The sequence below is a fragment of the Roseomonas sp. KE0001 genome, assembly GCF_016107285.1.
In the GTDB taxonomy this organism is placed as follows: Bacteria; Pseudomonadota; Alphaproteobacteria; order Acetobacterales; family Acetobacteraceae; genus Pseudoroseomonas.
Window position 1 is genome coordinate 374,692 of sequence record NZ_RCVQ01000003.1, and the last position, 14,368, is coordinate 389,059.

The following is a 14,368-nucleotide window of genomic DNA, read 5'->3' on the forward strand; positions in this document are numbered from 1 at the left end:
TCCCGCCCGCCGGCATCGTTCCGCGTGACAACCGAAGGAGGGGCGGCCGCCCCGGCCGGGCGCCCCTCCGGAATGAGGGAAGCGTGCCATGACCATCTCCCGGATCCTGCGCGACAAGGGCACAGAGGTCGTCTCTGTCGCCCCCGAGGATGACGCCATCGCCATCGCCCGCGTGCTGGCGCGGCACGGTATCGGCGCCGCCCTGGTGCGCGACGACACCGGCCGCATTCTCGGCATCGTCAGCGAACGTGACATCGTGCGGGCCCTGGCGCGGGACGAGGCCGCCGCCGCCCGGCTGCCCGCCACCCGCCTGATGACCGCGGTGCGCCACACCGTGCTGCCCGAGACCCGCATCACCGAGGCTCTGGCCAAGATGACGGAGGAGCGCGTGCGCCACCTGCCGGTGATGGAGGCGGAGCAGCGGCTGATCGGCATCGTCTCCATCGGCGACCTGGTCAAGGCGCGGATCGCCGATGCGGAGAACGAGGCCAGCGCCCTGCGGGACTACGTCACCTCGGCCTGAGCCGGCTGCGCTCCCAATGGCGAGTCCAGTGGCGAATCCGGCGGCCAAGCGCCAGCGCAACCTTTCGCGCCGGTCCGTGTTTGGCGCTCAGGATGACCACAGGGAGAACTGCCATGAGGATCCTGATGATCGGCGCCGCGGGTCTGGCCCTGACCCTGGCTGCCTGCGGCACCAACGAGCGTGACCGGGTGCAGGGCGGTGCCGCCGCCGGCGCGGCCACCGGGGCCGGCGTGGGCGCGCTGGGCGGGCCGGTGGGCGCCGCGGTGGGCGCCGTGGTCGGCGGTGGCGCGGGCGCCGTGACCGGCGCGACCACCTCGCCGAGCGAGGTGAACCTGGGCAAGCCGCTCTGGCGCGATCCCGAGGTCCGCACCCCGCTGGATGAGCAGAATCGCAGCCGCGCCCGCAGCTCCAGCGGCCAGCGCGGCACGCGCGGCGGCGATGTCAACGCGGCCTTCATGGGCGGCGGCATGGTCGTCGAGGAAGGCGGCACGCCGCGCAACCCCGGCACCGCCCCGGCCTCCACCACGTCCACGGGGACCCCGGGCGCCACGCCGGTCAATCCGGCGCCGCACGCTACCCCGTAAGGGCCGGCCTTCCCGGCGGCGCGCCACGCGGGAGATGGCGCGCCGCTCTCCGGGATGTTCCCTCGGTCACGGTTCCGCCTGGTTTCAGAGTGTGATGATGTGTGGCGGGCCGTCGCCGCAGGATGGCGCCGGCCGCCCCGCCGCATCGCCTTGTGCCGCAAGGCCTGACCGAGGATCCGCCATGAAGCCACCCATTCCCGTCCGCGAACCGCAATGGCTGAAGGAATTCAAGGCCTTCATCATGCGCGGCAATGTCATCGACCTCGCGGTCGGTATTGTCATCGGCGCGGCCTTCACGACCATCGTCAATTCGCTGGTCGCCGACATCATCAACCCCCTCATCGGTCTGCTGATCGGCGGCGTGGACTTCTCCAACCTCTTCGTGGTGCTGAGCGGCGAACGTGGGCCCTCGCTGGAGGCGACGCGGCAGAGCGGTGCCGCGGTCATCGCCATCGGCCTCTTCATCAACGCCATCATCAAGTTCCTGATCGTCGCCATGGCGATCTTCTGGCTGCTGCGCGTGCTGACCAAGCTGCGCATCCGTGAGGAAGCCAAGCCGACCGAGCCGCCGGGCCCGACGACGGAAGAGAAGCTGCTGATGGAGATCCGCGACGCCATCCGCGATCAGGGCCCGTCCACGCCGCTGCCGGCCTCGCCGCTGCCGGCGCCGACACCGCCGGTCCGCTGAGCGGCGCGGTCGCGCCCGGACAGGGGTGGTGATAGAAGCCTGGTCATGCGCTTCAACCATCCCCCCTCCCTCGAGGATCTGCAGGAGATGGCCGAAACGGCCTTCTCCGCCATCCCCCAGGCCCTGCGCGACGCCGTCCGCGGCACCGCCATCCTGGTCGAGGACGTGCCCGACGAGGCCACGCTGGAGGCGCTCGATCTCGAGCATCCCTGGGAACTCACCGGCCTCTACCGCGGCATTCCGCTGACCGAGAAGACGCATCTCGGCGTCGCCTCGGAGCCGGACACCATCCTGCTCTACCGCGAGCCCATTCTGGTGGAGTGGATCGAGACCGGGGAGGATCTGTTCCGCCTGGTCCGCAACGTGCTCATCCACGAGATCGGCCACCATTTCGGCTTCTCGGACGAGGACATCGCCCGCCTCGAGGGCGAAGGCTGAACCGCGGCCCGCCGCGGGCTTGGAGCAGATCCCGATCAGGTGGACTTACCTGATCGGGTGAGGCGGCTCTCGAGAACACTGTGCTGGAGCGGCTGCCGTGAGCCGGTGCGAACGGAAACCGCGCTAGCGGCATTCGGCCAGCAGGCCCTCCACGAAGGGCGGCACGATCTCGGTGGCGGGGCCGCGGTCCACCTCGTCGAAGAGATGCGACACGGCGCTGGGCTCGAGGTTCAGCTCCACCGTGCGGGCACGGTCGCGCACCGCCTCGATGAAGCCCGCCGCCGGATGCACCTGTCCCGAGGTGCCGATGGAGAGGAAAAGCTCGCAGCGCTCCAGCGCCGCCCCGATCAGCGACAGGCCGCGCGGCTCCTCGCCGAACCAGACGATGTCGGGCCGCAGGCCCCCCGCCTGGCCACAGGCGGGGCAGGGCGTCTCCGTCGAAAGATCCTCCGCCCAGTCCTGGCCCCGGCCGCAGCGCAGGCATCGCACGCGGCACAGGCTGCCGTGCATGTGCAGCAGGTGGCGCGTCGCCCCCGCCATGGCGCGGTCGTGCAGGTCATCGACATTCTGCGTCACCAGCAGCACCGGCGAGGGCCAGTGGCGCACCAGGCGCGCCAGGGCGTGGTGCGCGGCATTGGGCTGGATGGCGGGATCACGCAGTTGCGCCCTGCGGGCGTTGTAGAAGGCATGCACGCGGGCCGGGTCGCGCGCGAAGGCCTCGGGCGTCGCGACATCCTCGATCCGGTGCTTCGCCCACAGGCCGCCCTCGTCGCGGAAGGTGGCGAGGCCGGATTCGGCGGAAACCCCGGCGCCGGTCAGGATCAGAAGAGGTGGTGCGCTCATGCCCCGCAGAACTGGGGCGCGGCCGGAGGCGGATCAAGCCTCCGGGGGACCATCCGCGGCGGCGGGGCGGGCACTCCCCCCGCCGCCCTGGCCTCAATGCTGGTGCTGACCGCCGCGCGCCCCGGCGGCCTCCACCGCCAGATCGACCTTCACCGCGCCCGCGCGTTCGAAGACCAGCGTGACCGGCACCTGCTCGCCCTGCTTCAGCGGCTGCTTCAGGCCGATCAGCATCAGGTGGTAGCCCCCCGGGGCGAGCGTCACCTCCTGGCCGGGGGCGATGGCGAGGCCGCCTTCCACCGGCCGCATGCGCATCACCCCGCCATCCTGGATATGGGTGTGGATCTCCACCGCGCGGGCGATGTCGGCCTGGCCGGAGACCAGCCGGTCGGGCGTGGCGCCGGTGTTGCGCAGGGTCATGAAGCCGGCGCCGGTGCCGTTGGCCGGCGCGGCGCGGCTCCAGGGATGGCCGATGGCGATGTCGCCGGCGGTGTAGCTGTGCGCCAGCGCGGCGGCCGGCAGGGCGGCGGCGGCGAGGAGGCCGGGCAGCAGGAGGGAGAAGGAGCGTCGGGACGGCATGATGGCTCACACGGGCTTTGGGCGGCCGAGCGCCGGGACGATGCCGTCCGGCGCCGCCGCCTGGAGAGGACGGAAGGCGTGGCGAGGTCTGGTGCTCAGGCGAGGGGCGGTCCGCGCGGCCCGTGCGCCGCGGGCCATCGGGCCGGACCGGGCCTGTCCGGCGCGCCCGTCATGGTCGGCGGGGCGGCCAGGGCGAGGGCGGCCCCGGCCTGGGGCGTGAGCGGCGGCAGGCCGGTCTGCGGCGGCGGATGGCAGGCCAGGCAGCCGCCCTCCGGCGCCGCGAGGGGGGCGCCGCCTTCCTCCGCCGGCGCGTGCCGCAGCAGCAGGCCCTCCGCGGTGCAGATCGGCACCACCCAGCCGGCCTCGCGCGCGGCGCCGCGCAGGGCGTGATGCAGACAGGCGGCCGGGACCGCGGCCGCCTGCAGCAGCAGCAGGCCGATCAGGACCGGAAGGAGGCGGCGCGGCCGGGACATGCCCCCTGCCTAGAGCAGATTCCGATCCGAGGACATCACCCGATCGGACGCCGCCCTAATGCCCCGCCTCGTGGCTGGCCAGGGGATCGGGGGAGGGATCGAGGGGCGGGCGCGGCCGGCCGTCGAGGGCATAGTCCACCTCCGCCTCGTAATGCGCCTGCTCCTTGCCGAGGCGGGAGGAGAAGAGGCAGAAATGGTCGATCGGCACCGGGTCGGGCCGGAACAGATTGTGCGCCTGGACGAAGGCGATGAGCTTGTCCGGCGCCGCCTTCTCGGTGCGGGCCAGGGTGACGTGCGGGGCGAAGCGCCGCCGCTCGGGCGGCAGGCCGGCGCGCTGCAGGGCGGTCTCCACCTTGCTCTGAAGGTGCAGCAGCGCCTCGTTGCGCTCCGCCTTCACATGCAGCGAAAGCAGCCGGCCGGCCTTCTCGAACAGGTCGACGCCGCCAAGCTGCAGGTCGAAGGGCCGGGCGCGGATGCCGGCCAGGGCCTCGTCCACCTCATCCGCCTGCCAGCCCTCGATCTCGCCGATGAAGCGCAGGGTGAGGTGGTAGTTCTCCGGCGGCACCCAGCGGGCGCCGGGAATGCCGCCCGCCAGGTCGGCCAGGTGTTCCCGCAGCGTATCCGGGATGGGCAGGGCTACGAAAAGGCGTGGCATGATGGCTCATCCTCCCTGCACCTTGGACAACAACCTCCGCACGGCGGGAAGCATCCGCCGTGCCACTTCCTCCGCGCCCCGGGCATTGGGGTGGATGCGGTCGGGCTGGTTGAGCGAGGGCTCGCCAGCGACGCCATCCAGGAGGAAGGGGTAGAAGACCGCCTCGGGATACTCCCGCGCCAGGCGCTGGAAGGTCTCCGAGAACTCGCGCCCGTAATCGGCGCCGAGATTGGGTGGCGCCAGCATGCCGGCCAGCAGCACCGGCAGGCCGCGCGCCTTCAGCCGGGCCAGGATGTCGGACAGGTTGGCGTAGGTCTCGGCCGGCGGGACGCCGCGCAGCCCGTCATTGCCGCCGAGCGCCACGATCACCGCCTGGGGATCGTCGGCCAGCGCCCAGTCGAGGCGCGAGCGGCCGCCCGCCGTGGTGTCGCCGGAGACGCCGGCATCCACCACCGTCACCGCCGCGCCGGCCTCGCGCAGCAGCGCCTCGAGCCGCCGCGGCAGCGCCTCGGCATGGTCCAGCCCGTAGCCGGCGGTGATGGAATCGCCCAGCATCAGCAGCCGGACCGGCTCCGCGGCGCGGGGGCCCGGGATCGCGGCGGGCAGCGCGATCGGGATGAGATACAGTCCGAAACCGAAAAGGGCCCTTCGCACTGCGGCACGGCGGCCATATCTGCGGATCATGCTGGACGCACCCAAGGCCATCCCTTCCTCCGCCGCAAGCCCCGATGGCCCCGCCGCACCGCTGATTCGGGCAAGGGGCCTGACCTTCAAGGTGGCGGCGGCGGGGGGTGAGGTCAACATTCTCCGCGGCCTCGACCTCGATGTGGGGGCCGGGGAGGCAGTCGGGCTGGTTGGCCCCTCGGGCTCCGGCAAGACCAGCCTGCTGATGCTGCTGGCCGGTCTGGAGCGCCCTTCCGGCGGATCCCTGAGCGTCGCCGGGGCGGATCTGGCGGCGATGGACGAGGACGCGCTCGCCCGCTTCCGCCGCGAGAGGCTCGGCATCGTCTTCCAGTCCTTCCACCTCGTGCCGACCATGACGGCGCTGGAGAACGTCGCCATCCCGCTGGAGTTCTCCGGCCGCGCCGACGCCTTCGACCGCGCCCGCGAATCCCTGGAGAAGGTCGGGCTCGGCCACCGGCTGGAGCACTATCCAGGCCAGCTCTCGGGCGGCGAGCAGCAGCGCGCGGCCCTGGCCCGGGCCGTGGTCGCGGGCCCCAGCCTGCTGCTGGCCGACGAGCCCACCGGCAACCTGGACGGCGCCACCGGGCAGAAGGTCATGGACCTGCTGTTCGGCCTGCGCGAGCAGCTCGGCACCACCCTGGTGCTGATCACCCACGACCCGGCCCTGGCCGCGCGCTGCGGCCGGCGCCTGCGGATGGCGGACGGGCTGCTGGCCGGGGACAGCGCCGCATGAGCCAGACCCTGCGGCTCGGCTTCCGCTTCGCCCGGCGGGAACTGCGCGGCGGCATCAGGGGCCTCAGGATCGTGCTGGCCTGCCTGGCGCTCGGCGTCGCCGCCATCGCCGCCGTCGGCACCCTGCGCGCCGCCACCGAGGCCGGGCTGGTCGAGGACGGCGCCCGCATCCTGGGCGGCGACCTGGAGGTGCGGGTCTCCTACCGCCCCATGCCGCAGGCGGCGCGGGACTGGATCGCCGCGCGCGGCGGGCGGCTCTCCGAGGTGGTGGAGATGCGCGCCATGGCGGTCGCCGCCTCCGGCGAGCGCGCCCTGGTCGAGCTGAAGGCGGTGGACCAGGCCTATCCGCTCTATGGCGCGCTGACGCTCGACCCTCCGCAGGCGCGACTCGCCCCCGGCACGGTGGCGCTCGACCCGCTGGTGGCCGAGCGGCTCGGCCTGCGCCCGGGCGATTTGGTGCGGCTGGGCGAGGCCCGCTTCCGCCTCGCCGGCACCGTCGCCTCCGAGCCCGACAAGGTGGCGAGCCCCGCCATCCTCGGCCCCCGCGCCATGATCGCGCTGGCCGACGTGCCGGGCACGGCGCTGATCCAGCCGGGCAGCCTGGTGGAGTACCACTACCGCATCGCCCTGCCGCAGGGGACCGATCCGGCCGGTTTCGCCGCCGCGCTGCGCGCCGCGCAGGATGACGGCGGCTGGCGCATCCGCGACGCGCGCGATGGCTCCCCGGGCGTCAGCCGCTTCCTCGACCGCGCCGCCTCCTTCCTGACGCTGGCCGGGCTGACCGCGCTGCTGGTGGGCGGCATCGGCGTCGCCACCGGCGTGCGTGCCTGGCTCGACCAGCGGGCGCGGACCATCGCCACGCTGCGCTGCCTCGGCGCCCCGGCGCGGGTGATCTTCGTCACCTACCTGATCCAGGTCATGGCGCTGGCCGCGCTCGGCATCGCCATCGGCCTGCTGGCCGGGCAGGGGCTGACGCTGCTCGCCGCCCGCGCGCTGGAGAGCGTCCTGCCGGTGCCGCCGCGCCTCGGCTTCCACGCCCGCCCGCTGGCCGAGGCGGCGCTCTACGGCGTGCTGACCGCCCTGGCCTTCGCCCTCTGGCCGCTCGGCCGGGCGCGGGAGATCCCCGGCGCGGCGCTGTTCCGCGACGCGGTGCAGCCCCAGGCGGCGCGGCCGCGCTGGTCGCTGCTGGCGGTGAACGCCGCCGCCGTGCTGGCGCTCGTGGCGCTCGTCGTCGGCACCGCCGAGCAGCCGCGCTTCGCGCTCGGCTTCTGCGGCGCGGCGCTGGGCACGCTGCTGCTGTTCCGCCTCGGCGCCGCCGGGCTGATGGGGCTGGCGCGGCGGCTGCGCGGCGCGCGGCGGCCGGCGCTGCGGCTGGGCCTGGCCAATCTGCACCGGCCCGGCGCGCCGACGCCGCTCCTGCTGGTGGCGCTCGGCATCGGGCTGACCACCCTCTCGGCCATCGCCATGATCGAGGGCAATCTGCGCCGGCAGATCGGCGGTCAACTGCCGCAGGCGGCGCCGAACTTCTACTTCATCGACATCCAGTCCGATCAGGCGCAGCGCTTCGACGAACTGGCCCGGGCGCAGCCCGGCGTCGCGGAGGTGCGGCGCGTGCCCTCGCTGCGCGCCCGCATCAGCGCCATCAAGGGCGTGCCGGTGGAGCGCATCCAGGCCAGCGAGGACACCGCCTGGGCGCTGCGCGGCGATCGCGGCCTGACCTACGCGGCGACGCCGCCGGAGGGCACGCGCCTCGTCGCCGGGGAATGGTGGCCGGCCGATTACCAGGGGCCGCCGCTGCTCTCCCTCGATGCCCGGCTGGCCGAGGGCTGGGGGGTCGGCCTCGGCGACACGGTGACGGTGAACGTGCTCGGCCGCGACGTCTCCCTCCGGGTCGCCAGCCTGCGGCAGATCGAATGGCAGGGGCTGGGGCTGAACTTCGTGCTGATCGCCTCGCCCGGCCTGCTCTCCAGCGCGCCGCACACGCATATCGCCACCGTGCGCGGCGATCCGGCGCAGGATGCCCGGCTGCTGCGGGTGGTGACCGACGCCTTCCCCAATGTCTCCGGCATCCGCGTGCGGGACGCGCTGGAGGCCGTGGCGGGGCTGCTGGAGCGGCTCGGCGCGGCGATCTCCGCCGTCGCCGCGGTGACGCTGGCGGCCGGCGGGCTGGTGCTGGCCGGCGCCATGGCCGCCGGGCAGCGGCGGCGCATCCGCGATGCCGTGGTGCTGAAGGTGGTGGGCGCGACGCGGGCGCAGATCCGCCGCGCTTGGATGGTGGAGTTCGGCCTGCTCGGCCTGACCGCCGGCCTGCTGGCGGCGCTCTGCGGCACGGCGGCGAGCTGGGCCGTGGCGCGCTTCGTCATGCGGACGGACTGGATCTTCCTGCCCGGCACCCTGGCCGCGACCATCCTCGGCTGCACGGCCCTGACCCTGCTGCTGGGCTATGCGGGAACGGCGCTGGCGCTCCGCACCCGCCCCGCGCCGCTGCTGCGCAACGAATAGGCGGCGGCCGGCGCGGCGGGGGGCGATGAAATTTTCCTGGCGGATGGAGGGCCGCCGCGATAACCGTTGATCGAGATTACGAATCTTCCATATATGATCGCGACACCCGCGGATTCTCCGCGCTGTGAGGAGTTTCGAACCCTATGGCCTCTGGTCCCGACTATCGTTACACGACGGGCGCGACCGGCTGGGGCCGCGCGGCGACGACCGACGCGGCCGCCATCGACGCCGGCCTGCGCGCCTATATGCTGCGCGTCTACAACTGGATGGCGTCCGGCCTGCTGCTGACGGCGATCGTCGCCTATGTCATCGCCAACACCGGCGCGGCCGACCTGTTCTACACCCGCGTGATGACGGCGCGCGGCGCGGCGACGCAGCCGACCATCCTCGGCCTCGCCGCCATGTTCGCGCCGCTGGCCTTCGTGCTGGTGCTCTCCTTCGGCGTCAACCGGATGAGCAAGAGCACGGTGCAGGGGCTGTTCTGGCTGTTCTGCGCCACCATGGGCGCGAGCATGTCGAACATCTTCGCCATCTACGTCGGCGCCTCGATCGCCAGCACCTTCTTCGTCACCGCCGGCATGTTCGCCGCGGTCAGCCTCTACGGCTACACGACGAAGGCGGATCTGACGAAGCTCGGCTCCTTCATGATGATGGGCCTGATCGGCATCATCATCGCCGGCCTGGTGAACATGTTCATCGGCAGCCCGGCCATCGCCTTCGTCATCAGCGTCGTGGGCGTCGTGGTCTTCGTCGGCCTCACCGCCTGGGACACCCAGCGTATCAAGGCGGACTACATCGAGTACGCCTATGCCGAGGGGTCCGAGATGGCGGCCAAGCGCAGCGTCTTCGACGCGCTGGGCCTCTACCTGAACTTCATCAACCTGTTCCAGCTGCTGCTGCAGTTCATGGGCGTCCGCCAGCAGGACTGACCGTCCCGCCCGGCGCGAACGGGAACGGCCCCGGAGGCTTCGGCCTCCGGGGCTTTTTTCATGCGGGCTGTCTCATGCCCGCCCTCAGCCCTGCTTCAGATGCTCCAGCAGCTTGGTCATCGCCGCCGACTTGTCGGTGCCGTCCAGCGCCGCCACCTCGGCCGCCAGCCGGTCCATCGCCAGCTCGTAGATCTGCCGCTCGGAGAAGGACTGGTCGGGCTGGCCGACATTGCGGTGCAGGTCACGCACCACCTCGGCGATCTGCACCGGGTCGCCGCTGTTGATCTTCTGCTCGTATTCCTGGGCACGGCGGGACCACATGGTGCGCTTGATGCGGGCGCGGCCCTTCAGCGTGTCCAGCGCCTCGTCCATGGCGCCGCCGGCGGCGAGCTTGCGAAGGCCCGAGGAGGCCGCCTTGTTCAGCGGCACCCGCAGCGTCATCCGGTTCTCCTCGAAGGTGACGATGATCACCTTGAGTTCCTGCCCGGCCACCGCCATGGTCTCGATGCCCTGCACCTGGCCGACGCCATGGGTCGGATAGACGACGTGGTCGCCCTCCCGGAAGTCGCTGCCGGGATTGCCGAGGGGCTTGGGCGGCGGGGCGGGACGGACGGGGCCGGCGGCGACGCCCTCGCTGGGGGAGGGGGCCTGGCCCTCGGCCATGCCCCGCCGGGCGCCCGGCCGCGCGGGGGAAGCGGTTCTGGTCTCGGCCGCGGCCGGCTGGGATGAGGGGGTAGAGGTTTTCGCGCCGGCGGGTGACTTCATCCGCTTCCTACTCCTGCGAACCGGTGGTACGGAGACGGGCATGGCCACGGGCGCCCTCCCCATGGCCTGCCTCAATCCTACGCAACCTGAAAGGTTGGGGCGGCACGGCCGTACCGGCAACCGGACCCGCGGGAACCATAGCAAAAAAAACCGCTTCCGTCACGCCAGGCCCCCGCGCGCCGGTTGGGGCCGTGGCGCGCCGCGTCAGGGCTGGCCGGGGTTGGGGCTCAGCAGGGCCTTCTTGTCCGGCTTGCCGTTCCATTCCTCGGCATCGGCCGGCGCGTCGCCCTTGCGGGTGATGTTGGGCCATTGCTGGGCATAGTCGCGGTTGATCTCGGCCCAGTCGGCGGCGCGGTCGTCGCTGTCGGGCACGATGGCCTCGGCGGGGCATTCCGGCTCGCAGACACCGCAATCGATGCATTCGTCCGGATGGATGACGAGGAAGTTCTCGCCCACGTAGAAGCAGTCCACCGGACAGACCTCGACGCAGTCCATGTACTTGCAGCGGATGCAGTTCTCGGTGACGACGTAGGTCACGGTCGGAATCCCTCTGCGCCACGCACCGGGCGCACCTGATCTATGTCTGCGGCCCGTGTCTGCGGCCCGGTCGCCCGGGCCGGCCGCGTGCGGCGGAGAAATGGACTGCCGGCGGGCCGGAGGCAACCGTCTTTCTGGCCCCGCCCGCGGAGGGCAGGGCTGCGGCCTGGTCAGGTCCCGCCGCCGCCCGCCGCGTCGAGATCCTCGTAGAGGCCCCGGGCCTCGGGCGCCGGGCCGCGCCGCGCGGCCAGGGCCAGGATGCGCCAGACCCGCACGGTGCCGTGCTGCGGGCCGCCCAGCGCCAGGGTCAGGATGTCACCGGGCCGCAGCCGGGCGTGCGCCTTCTCCACCGGCTGGCGGTTGAGGCGGACCGCGCCGCGCTCCACCAGGCGGGAGCAGTCCGCGCGGGTCTTGGCCACCCGCGCGCACCAGAGCCATTTGTCGAGCCGCTGCCAGTCCCGGTCCTCGGTCTCCGCCACGGCGCCGCCGCCGTCAGTCCTTGCCGAGCTTCAGCCGGGCCAGCACGGCGAAGGGGCTGTCGGGGTCGGGGCCCTTCTCCCGGGCGGGGGCGAAGCTGTAGGAGCGGCCTTCCTGGCGGTCGTCGCGCGGGCGGCGATCGCGCCGCTCGTCGCGCCGTTCATCCCTGGGGCCGCCCTTGCCCTGGAAACGAGGCGGGCCGTCGCGACGCGGCGGGCGCTGGTCGTGGCGCGGGCCGCGCTCGGCGCGGGCCTCGCCCCGCGGCGCGGCCTCGGCCGGAGCCCCCTCGGGGGATGCCGCCTCGGCGGCCGTTCCCTCGGCCGGCGCCCCGGCGGCGGGCCGGGCCTCGCGCGGCGGCCGCTCACCCCCCCGCTCGCTTCCTCGCTCGTTCCCTGGGCGGGACCGCTCGCCACGCCGCTCCCCGCGGGGGCCATGGCGCGGCGGGCGGCCGCGGCCGTGATCCTCGCGCCGGGCGCTGACCATGGCGGGGCCGGGCGGGCCGAAGGCATCCTCGGCCAGGGTCTCGGCCGGGATCAGCCGGAAGCCCAGGGTCTGCAGCACCACCGGCAGCACATCCGCCTTGACGCCCAGGCGGCTGGCGACATCGGGCGGCAGCATGGCCGGCGCCCGGCGCGTCAGGTGGCCCAGCTCGCCGGCGACCCGCTCGGCGACATCGAGGCGCAGCATCACCGGCCCGGCCATCACCCAGCCCATGGTGGCGGCGAAGCCTTCCGGCCAGTCCTCCGGCGGCGGGACGGAGACCAGCCCGCCGCCCGGCAGGGCGGGTGTCGGGCAATCCGCCTTCAGTGCCCAGAGCTGCGCGCGCAGCGCCATCGGGCGCGGCTTCAGCATCTCGGGCAGATAGAGGGCGAAGCGGCCGGCGCGGATGCCGATGGCCTTCAGCTTCTGCCGCAGCTCGGGGTTGATCTCGGCCTCGGTGCCGCCGGGCATCAGGCCGAGATACTCCCGCAGCCGGAAGGCCGGGCCGCGCAGCGTGTTGTCCTCCGCCGCCTTGGCCTCGACCGTGTCGAGCGCCGCGAAGTCGCGCTTCAGCATGGTTTCCAGCCATGTGGCGAGGCGGGAACGCACCCGCTCGCGCTGCGCGCCATCCAGGAACTCGGAGGCCAGCGGCTCGATCAGCGGCTTGTCCGGCGCGGGGCCGGGCCTCAGGCGCGCGATCTCGGCACCGTTCCAGGTGATGCTGTGGGTCGGGGTCAGGGCGAAGGCGTCGTCGGACGCCGTTTCCATCTCAGTCACGCGCTTCGGCATCTCACTCTGCAGGGCACGGCGGGCAGCACGCAGGACGAGCTTGCGCTCCTCCCCATTACCCGCAGACGCATCGGGTTCAAACACGAAACCCGTCACATGGCCAACCGGATGGCCTTCTACCACCACCTCCCCCTTGCGGGTCACGGCGGAGAGCAGCTCTTCCGCCGAGTCGTCGAGGCGTCGGATCAGGTGCGCGGCCCGTCGGTCGACGAAGCGGGCGGTCAGGCGCTCGTGCAGCGCGTCGCTGACCGCGTCCTCGGCGGCGCGGGCCTCGTTCTGGTAGCGGGCCGCGTCGCGGAGCCAGTCGGCACGGGCGGCGATATAGCTCCAGACGCGGATGGCGGAGAGGCGGGCCATCAGCGTGTCGAGGTCGCCCTCGATGCTGGCGCATTGCGCGATCTGCGTGCCCACCCAGTCGGCGGGCAGGTGCCCCTCGCGCGCCAGATGCGTGAAGACGCGGGCGCAGAAGCGGGTGTGGCTGTCATCCGCCAGCTTGCGGAAATCCGGGATCTGGCAGGTCTCCCAGAGCAGGCGGAGGCGGGCGCGGCCGGTCGCCAGGGCGCGCACCTCGGCCTCGCGCGAGAGGGCGGCCAGGGTGATGTGGTCGGTCGCGTCATGGCCCTTGGCCAGGCCCGGCACCGGCGGCGGCGCGGCCAGGCTGTCGAGCAGCGCGTCGATGCCGCTGAAGTCGAGCTCGGCATTGCGCCAGGCCAGCGTCATCAGCGCCTCGAACTGGTGCTCCTCGATCTTGCCGACGATCTCGTCCGGCAGGGGCGGGCAGTCGGCGGTGGTGCCGAAGGTGCCGTCGCGCATGCCGCGCCCGGCGCGCCCGGCGATCTGCGCCGCCTCCTGCGCCGAGAGCGGGCGGGGGCGGTGGCCGTCGAACTTCTGCAGGGAGGCGAAGGCGACATGGTCGACATCCATGTTCAGCCCCATGCCGATCGCATCCGTCGCCACCAGGAAGTCCACCTCGCGGTTCTGGTACAGCGCCACCTGGGCATTGCGGGTGCGCGGGCTGAGCCGGCCCATCACCACGGCGCAGCCGCCGCGCCGGCGGCGGATCGCCTCTGCGATGGCATAGACCTCGCCGGCCGAGAAGGCGACGACGGCCGAGCGCGGCGGCAGCTTGGTCAGCTTGGCCGGGCCGGCATAGGTGAGCTGCGAGAGGCGGGGGCGCGTCTCCACCTCGGCCTGCGGCACCAGCCGCTGCAGCAGCGGCCGGATGGTCTCGGCGCCGAGGAACATGGTCTCGACGAGACCGCGCGCGTGCAGCAGCCGATCGGTGAAGACATGGCCGCGATCCGGGTCGGCGCAGAGCTGGATCTCGTCCACGGCGACGAATTCCACCCGCCGGTCGAGCGGCATGGCCTCCACCGTACAGGCGAACCAGCGCGCCTCGGGCGGGACGATCTTCTCCTCGCCGGTGATCAGGGCAACATGGCGGGCGCCCTTGGCGGCCACCATGCGGTCGTAGTTCTCCCGCGCCAGCAGGCGCAACGGAAAGCCGATGATGCCCGAGGCATGCGCCAGCATGCGCGTGATGGCCAGATGCGTCTTGCCGGTGTTGGTGGGGCCGAGCACCGCCTTCACCCGCGCGGGGAACATGGCTCCGCCAGCGCTGGAGGAGAGGGGGCGCTGGAACGGACGCTGGGCGAGATCGGGCATCGCCCCGCCTGTGTGGCGCCAAAGGGGG

Annotated in this window: 16 protein-coding genes; 7 read left to right on the plus strand and 9 right to left on the minus strand. The window is 73.0% G+C overall.

Translation table 11 applies throughout. The annotated features are described in order from the left end of the window. Positions 1-88 precede the first annotated feature (88 nt). From D9598_RS08285 to D9598_RS08300, 4 genes are all read left to right on the plus strand, one after another. Complete coding sequence (locus D9598_RS08285; RefSeq protein ID WP_198365979.1) at positions 89-523, plus strand: CBS domain-containing protein; 435 nt, start codon at positions 89-91, stop codon at positions 521-523. 113 nt (positions 524-636) lie between these two features. Continuing rightward, on the plus strand, positions 637-1,107 hold the full coding sequence (locus D9598_RS08290) for a hypothetical protein (protein ID WP_198365980.1): 471 nt from the start codon (positions 637-639) through the stop codon (positions 1,105-1,107). Between the two features lie 181 nt (positions 1,108-1,288). Continuing rightward, positions 1,289-1,795: a large conductance mechanosensitive channel protein MscL gene (gene mscL, locus D9598_RS08295; RefSeq protein WP_198365981.1), complete on the plus strand. Its 507-nt coding sequence runs from the start codon at positions 1,289-1,291 to the stop codon at positions 1,793-1,795. A gap of 45 nt (positions 1,796-1,840) precedes the next feature. Next, the gene (locus tag D9598_RS08300) at positions 1,841-2,233 is read left to right on the plus strand and encodes a metallopeptidase family protein (protein WP_198365982.1); all 393 of its coding nucleotides are present in this window, start codon (positions 1,841-1,843) and stop codon (positions 2,231-2,233) included. A 123-nt stretch (positions 2,234-2,356) separates the two neighbouring features. Here D9598_RS08300 and D9598_RS08305 read toward each other — a convergent pair whose 3' ends face one another. The 5 genes from D9598_RS08305 to D9598_RS08325 all read right to left on the minus strand — a co-directional run bounded on the left by D9598_RS08305 (position 2,357) and on the right by D9598_RS08325 (position 5,485). Further along, positions 2,357-3,076, minus strand: a complete 720-nt coding sequence (locus tag D9598_RS08305) for an NAD-dependent deacylase (protein WP_198365983.1) — start codon at positions 3,074-3,076, stop codon at positions 2,357-2,359. Positions 3,077-3,169: 93 nt separating this feature from the next. Further along, entirely contained in the window at positions 3,170-3,652 is a 483-nt protein-coding gene (locus D9598_RS08310; RefSeq protein WP_198365984.1) for a copper chaperone PCu(A)C, read from the minus strand. Between the two features lie 95 nt (positions 3,653-3,747). After that, complete coding sequence (locus tag D9598_RS08315) at positions 3,748-4,125, minus strand: hypothetical protein (protein WP_198365985.1); 378 nt, start codon at positions 4,123-4,125, stop codon at positions 3,748-3,750. 55 nt (positions 4,126-4,180) lie between these two features. Further along, on the minus strand, positions 4,181-4,780 hold the full coding sequence (thpR, locus tag D9598_RS08320; protein WP_198365986.1) for an RNA 2',3'-cyclic phosphodiesterase: 600 nt from the start codon (positions 4,778-4,780) through the stop codon (positions 4,181-4,183). A 6-nt stretch (positions 4,781-4,786) separates the two neighbouring features. Further along, positions 4,787-5,485 carry an arylesterase gene (locus D9598_RS08325; protein WP_198365987.1) on the minus strand — a complete coding sequence of 233 codons (699 nt, stop codon included), beginning with the start codon at positions 5,483-5,485 and terminating at the stop codon, positions 4,787-4,789. Here D9598_RS08325 and D9598_RS08330 point away from each other — a divergent pair. From D9598_RS08330 to D9598_RS08340, 3 genes are all read left to right on the plus strand, one after another. Beyond that, positions 5,463-6,197 carry an ABC transporter ATP-binding protein gene (locus tag D9598_RS08330; protein WP_232477021.1) on the plus strand — a complete coding sequence of 245 codons (735 nt, stop codon included), beginning with the start codon at positions 5,463-5,465 and terminating at the stop codon, positions 6,195-6,197. The two genes, D9598_RS08325 and D9598_RS08330, sit on opposite strands and share 23 nt — an antisense overlap. After that, entirely contained in the window at positions 6,194-8,698 is a 2,505-nt protein-coding gene (locus tag D9598_RS08335) for an ABC transporter permease (RefSeq protein ID WP_198365989.1), read from the plus strand. The genes D9598_RS08330 and D9598_RS08335 overlap by 4 nt, the downstream gene beginning before the upstream one ends. Positions 8,699-8,841: 143 nt before the next feature. Beyond that, the gene (locus D9598_RS08340) at positions 8,842-9,627 is read left to right on the plus strand and encodes a Bax inhibitor-1/YccA family protein (protein WP_198365990.1); all 786 of its coding nucleotides are present in this window, start codon (positions 8,842-8,844) and stop codon (positions 9,625-9,627) included. 84 nt (positions 9,628-9,711) lie between these two features. Here D9598_RS08340 and D9598_RS08345 read toward each other — a convergent pair whose 3' ends face one another. From D9598_RS08345 to D9598_RS08360, 4 genes are all read right to left on the minus strand, one after another. Then, the gene (locus D9598_RS08345; RefSeq protein ID WP_198365991.1) at positions 9,712-10,290 is read right to left on the minus strand and encodes a CarD family transcriptional regulator; all 579 of its coding nucleotides are present in this window, start codon (positions 10,288-10,290) and stop codon (positions 9,712-9,714) included. Between the two features lie 306 nt (positions 10,291-10,596). Continuing rightward, complete coding sequence (gene fdxA / locus D9598_RS08350; RefSeq protein ID WP_198365992.1) at positions 10,597-10,929, minus strand: ferredoxin FdxA; 333 nt, start codon at positions 10,927-10,929, stop codon at positions 10,597-10,599. 170 nt (positions 10,930-11,099) lie between these two features. Continuing rightward, positions 11,100-11,408 carry an RNA-binding S4 domain-containing protein gene (locus D9598_RS08355; protein ID WP_198365993.1) on the minus strand — a complete coding sequence of 103 codons (309 nt, stop codon included), beginning with the start codon at positions 11,406-11,408 and terminating at the stop codon, positions 11,100-11,102. A gap of 13 nt (positions 11,409-11,421) precedes the next feature. Next, entirely contained in the window at positions 11,422-14,280 is a 2,859-nt protein-coding gene (locus D9598_RS08360) for a helicase-related protein (protein ID WP_198366186.1), read from the minus strand. Between the last annotated feature and the right edge of the window lie 88 nt (positions 14,281-14,368).

Excerpts from the sequence above, each read along its gene's own strand:
- D9598_RS08285 (WP_198365979.1), top strand. The coding sequence starts at position 89 with ATGACCATCTCCCGGATCCTGCGCGACAAGGGCACAGAGGTCGTCTCT.
- D9598_RS08290 (WP_198365980.1), top strand. The coding sequence starts at position 637 with ATGAGGATCCTGATGATCGGCGCCGCGGGTCTGGCCCTGACCCTGGCT.
- mscL (WP_198365981.1), top strand. The coding sequence starts at position 1,289 with ATGAAGCCACCCATTCCCGTCCGCGAACCGCAATGGCTGAAGGAATTC.
- D9598_RS08300 (WP_198365982.1), top strand. The coding sequence starts at position 1,841 with ATGCGCTTCAACCATCCCCCCTCCCTCGAGGATCTGCAGGAGATGGCC.
- D9598_RS08305 (WP_198365983.1), bottom strand. The coding sequence starts at position 3,076 with ATGAGCGCACCACCTCTTCTGATCCTGACCGGCGCCGGGGTTTCCGCC.
- D9598_RS08310 (WP_198365984.1), bottom strand. The coding sequence starts at position 3,652 with ATGCCGTCCCGACGCTCCTTCTCCCTCCTGCTGCCCGGCCTCCTCGCC.
- D9598_RS08315 (WP_198365985.1), bottom strand. The coding sequence starts at position 4,125 with ATGTCCCGGCCGCGCCGCCTCCTTCCGGTCCTGATCGGCCTGCTGCTG.
- thpR (WP_198365986.1), bottom strand. The coding sequence starts at position 4,780 with ATGCCACGCCTTTTCGTAGCCCTGCCCATCCCGGATACGCTGCGGGAA.
- D9598_RS08330 (WP_232477021.1), top strand. The coding sequence starts at position 5,463 with ATGCTGGACGCACCCAAGGCCATCCCTTCCTCCGCCGCAAGCCCCGAT.
- D9598_RS08325 (WP_198365987.1), bottom strand. The coding sequence starts at position 5,485 with ATGGCCTTGGGTGCGTCCAGCATGATCCGCAGATATGGCCGCCGTGCC.
- D9598_RS08335 (WP_198365989.1), top strand. The coding sequence starts at position 6,194 with ATGAGCCAGACCCTGCGGCTCGGCTTCCGCTTCGCCCGGCGGGAACTG.
- D9598_RS08340 (WP_198365990.1), top strand. The coding sequence starts at position 8,842 with ATGGCCTCTGGTCCCGACTATCGTTACACGACGGGCGCGACCGGCTGG.
- D9598_RS08345 (WP_198365991.1), bottom strand. The coding sequence starts at position 10,290 with ATGGCCGAGGGCCAGGCCCCCTCCCCCAGCGAGGGCGTCGCCGCCGGC.
- D9598_RS08360 (WP_198366186.1), bottom strand. The coding sequence starts at position 14,280 with ATGTTCCCCGCGCGGGTGAAGGCGGTGCTCGGCCCCACCAACACCGGC.